This window comes from bacterium, assembly GCA_021372535.1.
Lineage (GTDB): Bacteria > Latescibacterota > Latescibacteria > Latescibacterales > Latescibacteraceae > JAFGMP01.
Map to the genome: position 1 here is coordinate 24,234 of JAJFUH010000052.1, position 11,109 is coordinate 35,342.

Genomic DNA, 11,109 nt, shown 5'->3' on the forward strand with positions numbered 1-11,109 from the left:
GTCTCAATTGCAATTATAACTCCTTCATTCCCGTTTGTCAAGTTCAAATTTCAATTTCTTCTCCGATTCAGTTTGAGAAACAGCGGGATAGGTATTATCCGGAATTCCGGAAGCGGGCCAACGCAGCATAATCGGGCGCGCGCCTCCCGTTGAAAAAGCCGCACGCAGCCTGATACATGATATCCCTCAGCCAGAGACGCCCGTAGGCGCGGTCTCTGACGAACCTACCGAGAAGGTCGTACGGCCGCCGTGTCAGGTCGAGAAGCGGGCCGATCAGCTCCGCCGGGTCACGAAAGCACTCCCATTCGCATGCCCGGCAACAGGATTTGGTGCGGGCAAGCTTCGCGAGGTTCAGTTCCCAGAATTTACCCAGGTTTTCACCGCCGCGGAATCCGCATGGATATGTGTCAACACCGGATGCGTCGATGAAGAAGTAGTGGGTGCCGCCGGGACAGGGAAATCCGCCGGGAACGCCGGTTTCAAAGGAGAGACGCAGGACATGCAGGCACGACAGGGGAGTGAATATCCTGATATACCGCCGAAACGCGGGTATAACTGTCGAGAGAGCCCTGAAAAGAGCCGCCTTTTCCTTTCCCGAAAAACGAACCGACAGATCGGCGCTGGAGGCACCGTATACAGCGTCGAGGCCGTTTCCACCGCTCTGGATGCTCATGGGATAGCAGGCATTGGCGGTGGTGAAACCGAGGTCGATAACAGACCGGTAAAACCGTGAGAACGACCGGGTAAAGTACTCCTCGAACCAATCCGGATCGCTCTCCGCCCGGGGCCGGAAGCGTTCTTCGTCCCACCATCCGCCGATATGGCGGTTGATGCCGAGGTTCACGGCGGGATAAATGCCGCGCTCATGGAAAATCGGCAACGCCTTTTCGATGCCCCGGATGACACCGGGGAGTCCCCGCATTTTCTCGTGAACCTCCGGTTCCGCTGAATCGACACTGATCCAGAATGTATAGAGAGATGTCGCGGCGAGGGAGTCCGCCAGCGATTCGATTCGCTTTCGCCAGCCTTCGGAATCATGATGCATGAAAAGAAACCCGTTCGTGCCGGTCCGCAGGTAAGGAATCCCCGCCCTGCCTGCGCAAGCGAGCAGTTCGATGATGTCGTTCGAAAACAGGAGCGGTTCTCCCCCCGTAAAGGAAAGCGCCTTGACACCCTGTGCGGCTGCGGTGTCGATGATGCGCTTCATGTCATCCATGGAAATTTTCGTGCGTCTGAAGCCTCCGCCGGCGCGGAGTTCGCAGTGGGGACAGGCCGCGTTGCAGGCATTGGTATACTGGATGACTACCTGGCCCGGCATGGTACCGCCCGCAAGAGACAGAATTGTTCTCATGTCCGCAATCCGGGAGAGAAAATCAAACAGTTGCATCACGTCCCCTTACGAAGGGACAGGTGAGAGCGAGGTGGTACGAAACCGTCTGCCCGCTGTGGCCAGCTCGTCCAGTACGGTATCCCAGTTGGCGTTTTCGAGGACGTTGGCGCGGGCGTTGGCGCAGAGTTCACGGTAACGTTCGGGCTGGTGTTCCCAGAGCGCAAGCAGGTCGTTCAGCGTTCGTTCCCATGGTTCCGCACTGGAGTCTTGGACGATGAAGCCGGTCTTGCCATGAACGACAAGCTCCTTGGGGCCGCCACGGTCGGTGACTACCGCCGGAAGCCCGCACGACTGGGCCTCTATGACCACCATGCCGAATGTATCGGTGGTGCTCGGAAAGACGAACACATCGGCGCCGGAATAGAGTTCGGGCAATTCCTCGCGGTTCAGCCTGCCGGTGAAAACGATACACGGCTCATCCGCGGTCAGCCGCCTGAGCTCGTCGAGGTCGGGGCCGTCCCCGGCAATGACGAGATTTAAAGCCGGGTGTATGGCTTTTATGTTCCTGAAAATCGTGATAAGGAATACGAGGTTTTTGTCTTTCGACACACGCCCGGCATACAGCATCGTGAAGCCGCTCCGGATACCGTATTTCCGCGCGAGCGCCTCTTTCGCGCCTGGCCGCGGGGAAAAGATGTCGGTCTCGATACCCCTTTTGAGCACCGTCATTTTCGTCCTGTCGTAACCGCGCTCATCGAGAATGCGCATGTATTCCTTAGAGGGTACCCGTATTTCGTCGCAGTACGAGTAGAATACTTTCAGATAGGTTTCCGTCAGTGATTCGACCGAGGCATCTCCGAAAATCTCACGTACCTGGAGCGTGAAGTCCGTATGGAACACTCCGATACTCAAGGTGTTCGTTATCTTCGAGAGGAGAAGCCCGAACAGGCCTACCGGTCCAGGGGTCGAAAGGTAGATGGCGTCCGGCTCGTACTTGTCGAGGAGCTTAAGACCGTCGAGCAGCGACGGAAACCTCACGGTCAGGTTCTCGTAGTTGGGCAGCGCGGTCTCGTAAAAGTACGGAAGGTTGACGACGTTGGGCGGAAGATCGTCGCCAAGACTGTCGGGCGGCAGCGAGGTTACGATGATGATATCCTTGTCCTTCACCGACGACAGCCACCCGATCTTTCTGACAACCACAGACACACCGTTGAGGTCATTGAGCGTATCCGTGAACCAGAGGATGGAACCCGTTGGAGATGACCCTCGTATGTCGAATTCGGTAAGGAGGGCGTCTACCAGTTTTTTACCATCGGAGAAATGCTTTTGCGTGGAGAAGAAAGGAATAGTGAGGAAAATCCCGGGAAGGGTCAGCGAGATTGTTTTCAGGAGGTCGAAAATATCCCCCTTTGCCAAGCTTTTCTCAAATGAACTAATCAACTGCCTGAAAAATTCGTCGCACACGACAGAAATTTTATCATAGAAAAATTCCAGCTTGGTATCGACTGACTCGTGGTTAGAAATCCCATCGAGCACCTCACGGTAGAGGTCTTCGAAAACCGACATGGAGGCGCTTCTCCGCTTGAATCTGGCGAGCAACCTCAGCGACAGCCGGCTTTTCCGCCTGCCTGCATTCCTGTCGAAGAGTTTTTCCGTAAGCTGTGCGGCCAGCGATTGGGAGAGCCCGATGCTTTTTCTTCGGGAGAACTCGTAAGCGATTTTATAGATAGCGAACGCCAGCGACGTATAATTGCTGTAAATCCCCGCGGAAAGCGAATTCCTGCACACGATGCTTTCGAGGAAATCGCGGACGGTGTGGCCGGGTGCCTGAGTATACGCCCGCGCGATGAAAAGACCGGAGTGGTCGTCGGAACCACCGGTGAATCCCTTGACCCACGGGGTGTCGCTGAAGGGATCGATCCGGTGCTTTGCATGGAGGGTATCGATACGCCGAGGTGTCAGGCTCTTGAGCACATGCTCCAGCGGATAATTGTTCAGCCGGTTCCTGCTGCCATTGAGAACCTCGAACACATCGAACAGGAGAATCAGCTTTTCGATGTGTTCGACCGTGAGCTTCCCGTTGATGGAGTAGGTAGCATGGGCGACGGAATGGGGGAGTTTCCGTTCCCTGAGAAAATCCCGCAGGTCGTAGATATTTGACCGGAGCCTCTGGATGTGAAGGAAAACGTCCTCGTCGATACCGTACACAAGGAGATGAATCTTGCAGTCATCCTCGGGGAAATAGGTGGTCGCCTCCACGCTGACGAAGCAGTCATCCGGATACTTCCCGGCGAGTTCAAGGGCGCCCTCGATGGAGTTGTGATCGGTGATCGTGACAAACCTCATGCCGTTCCTTTTCGCGGTGGCATAAAGCTCCTCGGGCTCCGTATATGACTCGCTGGCGCCTATTCGCTGCAGAAACCACTCTGCCGGATGGTTGGAGTATTTCGAATGCACATGAAGGTCTACGTTTGCCATTTCATATCCTGTATGGAACGTTTATATTGTATCGAACCGATAACGGATGCCGTACACTGACTTCAGCTATTTACACGCAGAACCGGGGTTTACCGAGACTGGCGACATGTATATCATTCGATCGTTCCCTGATTGAGTGATCGTTTTCATCGATGAATTCGGTTCTTTATTTCCGCAGTGTAAAATACCCGATATTTGTTATGTCGGTATTCGGAGAATGTTAGTTTTTCACTATGAGATAGCATATCATACACGAAAAGAAGGGTCGGTTTTCCCGGGCGAAGAATAGTTATTGGGGAAGTTTTTAACCCGACCTATTCACAAAATTTAATCGAACGCGGATTTTCGCGGATCGGACGGATTTTCGCGGATTTTATTCTTTATTTATATTTTTTGGGGTGTTAACATTTAATAATCCGGTTATCCAGTTTGGTAAGCAAAGAAAACTTTATAATCAGAATTGATAATTTTTTTCGATAGTATGTGATCCCCCCTGCCTGCGGCATCGCCCCTTTTTAAGGGGGGAGCGGCTTTTTGGGGCGCTTTCATCCCTTTTTCCTTTATAAGGGGGAAACGGCGAAGCCGAGAGGGATCGATCATATCAGTTGATTAAACTGGATAACCGGAATATATTATTTATACTGTCTTTATTAATTGTTAAACGGTCACTTTTTAAAAAGATAAAAAAACTAGTTAGAATCCATCCGCTCCGCGAAACAGCAGAAGGGTGACGGTTTGTTAGAGATTTACGTTGACGCCGATGCTTGTCCGGTTAAGCAGGAAATCTGCAGAGTAGCGAAACGGTACCGGATGAATGTGACATTTGTCTCGAATTCACGGATGCGATTACCCGATCAGGAAGGAGTAAAACTGATTGTCGTTGACGGGCAGTTAGACGCGGCAGATGACCTCATCGCCGAGCATGTTGCCCAAGATGACATTGTGGTAACGGCCGACATCCCGCTGGCATTCAGGTGTGTCAAGAGCGGTGCCCGGGTTATTGGTCCGACCGGGCACATCTTTACCATCGCCAACATTGGAGATGCGCTGGCAACTCGAAATCTCATGTCTGAACTTCGTGAAGCAGGGAGCATAACGGGTGGGCCTCCGCCGTTTCAGAAGCGTGATCGCTCCCGGTTCCTCCAGGGTCTCGATCAAATTGTTCAGAGCATCAAACGCACTCTTTAACGTCTCATCAAGGGTCATATTTACACTGGCAACCCCCCATTTTTTAAGAACACTTTTTTTAGGAGGGCTATGAAAAAGTATATTTTTCACGAGCCCGATAATGAAATGATTTGTTTCGGTGCTGTCAAGGGCATGTAAATCGGCACTTCGTGCCGACCCTTGACAGCTTATATCCACGTAAATGGTATTTATCACAACTCTTCTATACTGTTCTTACATATCGGGAGGAAACATGGAAACTCGGCGTAAATTTTTGCAGGAGACAGCAACAGCAGGAATTGCCGGAATCGTTGTGTCCGGGACAGCACCCGCTTTTGCTAAGGAAAGGGTTGCAAAAGGCGGAGTCACCCTTGAACAAGCATGGGCAGTGCACCGTAAATGCCTCATCATCGATGGCCACCAGGATACCTCGGTGAGGCGGTTCGCCCGTAAAGAGAATCCGAATGACTGGATGAAACGCGATACAACCTACCATTCGGACATACCCCGGATGAAAGAAGGGGGCCAACGCTACGTCGGACTCTTTCTCATTGAGGACAGTACGGCTACCGACCTCTGGACCATTACCGAATTCATACTGGAGCAGCTCGACGCGCATCCCGAGGACCTCATGCTGGTTCTTTCATCAGAAGATGCGGTTCGCGCCGGAAACACGGGTAAGGTCGGTATTATCATGGAGATCGAAGGCCCCGCACGGTGGCTGAACGGGAATGTGAATATCCTCCGGCTTCTGTATCGCCTCGGATTGCGCTCGGTACACATCACTCACGGGGAAGGAGGGAGCGATCCGACCTTCCTTCAGGGCACTCAGAGTATCACCGGTCCATGCACACCCGCAGACCGTGAAGCGCAGCGTAAAAACGCCGTCGGCCTGACTCCCTTTGGCATGGAAGTGCTGAAGACTGAAAATGAGATGGGTATCATCACCGATCTGTCCCATTCCAATGACAAGGCTTTTTTTGATGTTCTGGAACATACCACGAGGCCGCCTATCATGAGCCATACGGCTGTCTTTTCTCTCTGTAATCAATATCGGTGCCTGACAGACGACCAGATCAGGGCGCTTGCCGCAAAAGGCGGAGTCATGGGCATCGTCGTTCTCCCCGGGTTCATCGACGCCGATCCCAGGAAAGCCACCATCGACCGCGTAGTGGATCATATTCTTTATGTGGCGGACCTTGTGGGCATCGACACGGTGGGTTTCGGCTCCGATTATGACGGTTTTTCGGACCCTCCGATAGTGCCCGATGTGTCGCAGCTTGTACTACTCACCCAGGCCATGCTGTCCCGGGGATTGACCGAGGAAGAGATACGGAAATTCTGGGGCGGCAATTTTCTGCGTGTATTCCGGCAGGTAATCGACAAGCCGGAGAAATAATCCCGCATCATAGACTGAATCCCGATGTGGCACAGAGACCGGGGGCAGGACAGGTCATCGTCCCACGAAAAAAATATCCCAGTTCCGAGAGGAAATATTTCAGCGAGGAGAGAATGGGGGAATGAAGTAAAAAACGTGACAGACCAGTGGAGTTGCATATAAAAAAGCATGAAAACACATGAAAACGTGATATAAATAAAAAAGGTACTCACGCGATTGACCGCTGTGAGTGCCTTATTGTTTTGGTACCGGGAACGGGAATCGAACCCGTACAGCGCTCAGCGCCGAGGGATTTTAAGTCCCTTGCGTCTACCAGTTCCGCCATCCCGGCTGCTATCATGTGGAGAAATGAAGAATTATTGCATGAAAATATACCATATCCGTGGGGTCATGTCAAAATAAAATACCCGATGTGCATTATATGCTTCTGCCCGGGTAAATCATCGCTCACACCGTGATTTTATTCAAGCTGGCGGGATACTCACCGGCCGGTTACAACCGCCCGAAATCATCCTCGTACCGTTCGATATCATCCTCTCCGAAATAATCGCCGCGCTGAATCTCGACAAAGACAAGATTTTCCGCGCCGGAATTTTCAACTCTATGCCTCGCGCCGAGCGGGATATCGACCGATTCCCCGGCTTTACGGGGGACATGGCGGTCATCGAGCGTTACAATCGCTTCTCCGGAAACAACATGCCAATGCTCGGAACGTCGCCGATGGCTCTGGAGACTGAGACGTTTGCCGGGATAGACAACTATCTGCTTGACCTTATGGTCGGGCTCGTCGGCAAGAACAATATAATACCCCCATGGACGGTGTTCTTCACGGTCGGCGGCGGGCTTTTGTGTGCTCGGGCTCATGTACCGGCTGCTCCTTTATAAATCGGGTCTGAACAGTTATGCCGCCGTTAAAATAGTACTTTAACCGTGATTTGTCCAGTATTACCTGGCTGTCATGCGGTCATATCCAGCGAATTTCCCGATGCGAAATTGTCGAGCGCCTCCATGACCAGAGAAATCGTCTGGTCCGCTTCGGATGGTAGAAATCCTCCGAGCGCCTCACGGGCTTCGAGATATCCTTTCATGACCGCTTCTTTAGCCATGGAAGCGTAGGCTTCACGGTCGCCGCCGTCATAGAAGGAGAGCGCAAAAGACACAATCCTTTTTGCGGTATTTTCGGGTGAATAAGCATCGGGAACGGCGATTGTCGCATCGATGGACATTTCACCTGAGACGGAGTACATGCTTTCCGAGGAACTCAATGACTCGTATGCTGCCTGATCGATACTGTAAATTTTGGAGAACGACGAGGAATCCCCGTTTTTGCCCTGGCCGAATATCTCCTGGAGCAGATATTCGATACGCTTACGTATGATCTCGAGATAGCGGTTATACAGGTTCTCGGCCAGATTCGATTCTTCGGTTCCGGATTCCTCTTCAACCGGTGCGGTTTGAGACAGGGTTCCCTCCGCCGAGTACGTGACTTCCTCGTATTCAATTCTGCCTGTCAGCGAGAGCTGGACGGAATCGCCCTGATTCTGATAACTGATATCGGCCGTTGCCGATGTCCGGGATAGTTTCCCGGATGTACTCTGACTGTACACTTGATTGCCGTACGTTGGAGATACGGCATTTGCCAACGTTGAAATCTGCATAATACACCCCCGTGTTACAGATTTTCCGGTGAATAAACATGTTCTAGGATTTGTATCGGTAAATACCGGCTGTATCTTGAATGAATGCAGGCAGGATGTGATAAATTTTATGATTTTATATGAATTTCTTCAAACGTTTCGTTGGATATTTCATACATTCGGCGGGATGTCAAAAAAAAACGATGAAAAATCGTGAAAACAAAAAAAACAGCTCAATGTATAATAAATTCTGCCGATAATGGGAGTTTGCGCCCGTGAAAAACGGTATGACACTGGGATTATTTCAGGAGGGTCATTTTCTTTGTGATGCGGATATCCCCGGCTTGTAGCCTCAGAAGGTATAAGCCGCTCGGAAGACCCGATCCGTCGAAAAGTATGCTGTGCGCGCCTGCTTCGACTCTCCTGTCCTCGAGTATCCGGATGATCTGACCCTGCATGTTGAGGACAAAGAGTGTAACCGGTGTTTCCGATGGCACTGAATAGGTAATGGTTGTCGAGGGATTGAACGGATTGGGGTAGTTCTGGTTAAGGGCGACAGGCTGGGGCAGGGGCTTTTCATTTACATCCGTCCGGGATTTGATATCGATTTTGAAAATATAGGTATACACTTTTGAGTGTTCACTCGTATTCGCCATAACGAGTACGGCTTTCTGGAATGATTTTGTGATTGGGACCGTCGGTTTTTCCCATGACAGATATTCGACCGTGTAATCGTCGGGGGCGTTATAGAGAATAAGCTGGTTTTGCCATGCTCCCCCGTCACGGTCTTCAAAACCGTATTTCAGCGTGTCGCCGGCTGCAAGGCCTTTCGTGGGTATAATCTCGATGTATTTGAAGGTATAGTGGCGAAAATCGAGTGAGTCGACAGCCGGAACGCTGCTTTCGAACCGTTCAGGAGAAACGGTGTATTTGATGATATCCGCTTCACTGAAAAAATCTTTCGAATTGGCCCTGTAGCCGGTAAAATACAGCCAGACCGTAAAGTCGGAGATAGCGTGTCCAAGTCCGTCCGTAAGCACTGAATCGAGCAGTTCCAGTTGTCCGGACTGTTTGTCCTTGAATGTGCGCCAGATGAGCCGTATCGTGTCATTGCCGTATTTTTCCGCGATATAGAATGCGAATAAGCATGCGCTGTATTCAAAGGAGTTGTTGTGAGTGTTTAATGGTTTGTCACGGTCGGAGAATATGTCATTGATATAATGGAGATAATCGTTGATTTCATCCCATACCTCATTCTCGAACCAGACCGCTGTCTGCTCCATCCACCATATCGCATCATCTCCGTCATAGTAAGAAAACTGGGCAACGTGAAAAAATTCATGAGCAGTCGTTATCTTCAGACCATCGTAGCCCTTTGTCAAAAAGACGGAATCGGTGTAATTATTATCGATGGTGATATACGACGAGGTCATTCCCATAATCCCGTTGTTATCGGGACTCGTGAAACCATACATGAGCTGGCCTGACAGGTCTTCGATATAACAGTCGACAGCATCGGAACCGCCTTTCCCCGTATCGGATTTTGGGCTTCCGTAGCTGTAACCGATGACCTTTTCCCATGCTTTCTCAAGATAAACGAGCGTTGAATCGACAAAATCGGGTATGCCGTTTTTATCCAGATCGGTCATGTCCGGAGCATCGACACCGGAAGTATCATAGTGGGCGCGGAAATGCTTCAGCTTTGAATCGGCGAACTTATCTTTTTCGGGTCTGCCGAGGCTGCCGTACGCACTCTTGAAAACGCCGTCGTTTTCCGAGGATTCGCTGAGCATCTGTAAAAGCCTGGGAGTGCCGCATTTGATGATATGGGTGTTTCCGAGGTTTTTAAGAAAGAGATCGGCCTGATTCTCCGCCTGTTCCGTATGTGCAAAAACCGGTGAAATGTGAATCAGAATCGACAGGATGCATGTATAATACAATTTCATGATGTCATTTCAGCAAGAGGACTTTTGTCGTTTTCGATAATGAAGGCGTTTGTATCATGATGAAATAAACACCAGCCGCCTGGCCGGAGGGTTTCCAGAGAACGTACTTTTCCCCGGCTGTCATATCTCCGGAGAACACATCATCGACTTTCTGACCCTGTGCGTTGAATACCCGTATCGAAACCTGTTCCTCCTGGTGTAGTGAAAAAGCTATCGTGGTCGATGGATTGAACGGGTTCGGATAAGCCCCGTGAAGATCGAAAACGTACGGTTTGGCGGTTTCAACCGCTGTTCCGGGAATCATTCCGGTCTCGAAGGTGAAAGTACTGGTATTGTTTAAAAGCTCGGCGGATGATGTTACAAGTATTGCCCTGTTCCAGTGTTTTGAAAGTATGAGCTCCGTGTTCTGCTGCGTTACCGGCTGGATTTCATAGTCGTAGGGATCGTTGAAGAAAACCACCGAACTCCTGTATAATTGGGTATTATGGGGAATCACATTGATTTTCAGTATATCGTTTTTATCCCAGTTGCCGACAAAGAGAAGCTCGACATATCTGCTCGTCAGATTTTTAATGCCTATTGAATCGCTCGCGGGGCTGTATGACCAGAAAAAATCGCTGTCGATTGCCACATTGAAACGGTCGCTGTCTGAATAAAAATCCACCGTATTTGCCCGTTCGCGGGTAAAGTAGTTCCAGATGGCAAATTCATTGAGCGCGTCAGGGAGTCCAGATGCCCCCGATGTATTGTTTTTTATGGCTTTGTCAAAATCCGCAATATGAGGATAACTTGAATCCCTCAGCGTTTCCCATATGGTCCTTATCTGAGAATCCCCGTATCGTTTTGCGAGAAACATCGCCCATATTGCGGCACCGTATTTGAAATTCGAGGGATAATTCTCGTTGAGAGAAGTCACTTTGTAATACTCGGGGTACGTTTCATTACCGATTGATCCCCCGAAGAAATGATGAAGATACGCAAGGTAATCGTTCACATCATCCCATGCCCGTTCTTCCATCCACACAGCCGATTGTTCCATCCACCATGAAAGGTCGAAATTATACAAATACCGGAACTGTATCGTATGGAAAAACTCATGCGCCGTGGTGACCTTGAGCGCTGCATATCCATGGGTGGCGTACTGGGTTTCGC

At 50.6% G+C, this 11,109-nt stretch carries 8 protein-coding genes and 1 tRNA gene; 2 read left to right on the plus strand and 7 right to left on the minus strand.

The features are described from left to right. Positions 1–94 precede the first annotated feature (94 nt). Together LLG96_05810 and LLG96_05815 are read right to left on the minus strand one after the other, a co-directional pair. Positions 95–1,387, minus strand: coding sequence for a radical SAM protein (locus LLG96_05810; protein MCE5249719.1), 1,293 nt, complete (start codon positions 1,385–1,387; stop codon positions 95–97). Positions 1,388–1,396: 9 nt separating this feature from the next. Continuing rightward, positions 1,397–3,808, minus strand: coding sequence for a glycosyltransferase (locus LLG96_05815; GenBank protein MCE5249720.1), 2,412 nt, complete (start codon positions 3,806–3,808; stop codon positions 1,397–1,399). Positions 3,809–4,543: 735 nt separating this feature from the next. On the opposite strand from LLG96_05815, the gene LLG96_05820 reads away from it, so the two are divergent. Together LLG96_05820 and LLG96_05825 are read left to right on the plus strand one after the other, a co-directional pair. Beyond that, positions 4,544–4,996, plus strand: coding sequence for a YaiI/YqxD family protein (locus LLG96_05820; GenBank protein ID MCE5249721.1), 453 nt, complete (start codon positions 4,544–4,546; stop codon positions 4,994–4,996). A 232-nt stretch (positions 4,997–5,228) separates the two neighbouring features. Beyond that, on the plus strand, positions 5,229–6,374 hold the full coding sequence (locus LLG96_05825) for a membrane dipeptidase (GenBank protein MCE5249722.1): 1,146 nt from the start codon (positions 5,229–5,231) through the stop codon (positions 6,372–6,374). Between the two features lie 243 nt (positions 6,375–6,617). Here the strand turns inward: LLG96_05825 and LLG96_05830 are convergent. The 5 genes from LLG96_05830 to LLG96_05850 all read right to left on the minus strand — a co-directional run. Then, positions 6,618–6,705 (minus strand) — tRNA-Leu (locus LLG96_05830). Between the two features lie 161 nt (positions 6,706–6,866). Beyond that, positions 6,867–7,238 (minus strand): phosphomannose isomerase type II C-terminal cupin domain, encoded by a 372-nt coding sequence (locus LLG96_05835; protein ID MCE5249723.1) that lies wholly within the window; start codon positions 7,236–7,238, stop codon positions 6,867–6,869. 92 nt (positions 7,239–7,330) lie between these two features. Beyond that, positions 7,331–8,032 (minus strand): DUF5610 domain-containing protein, encoded by a 702-nt coding sequence (locus LLG96_05840; GenBank protein MCE5249724.1) that lies wholly within the window; start codon positions 8,030–8,032, stop codon positions 7,331–7,333. 278 nt (positions 8,033–8,310) lie between these two features. Continuing rightward, positions 8,311–9,957: a T9SS type A sorting domain-containing protein gene (locus LLG96_05845; GenBank protein ID MCE5249725.1), complete on the minus strand. Its 1,647-nt coding sequence runs from the start codon at positions 9,955–9,957 to the stop codon at positions 8,311–8,313. A gap of 4 nt (positions 9,958–9,961) precedes the next feature. Continuing rightward, a partial coding sequence (locus tag LLG96_05850) for a T9SS type A sorting domain-containing protein (protein ID MCE5249726.1) occupies positions 9,962–11,109 on the minus strand: 1,148 nt, incomplete at its 5' end.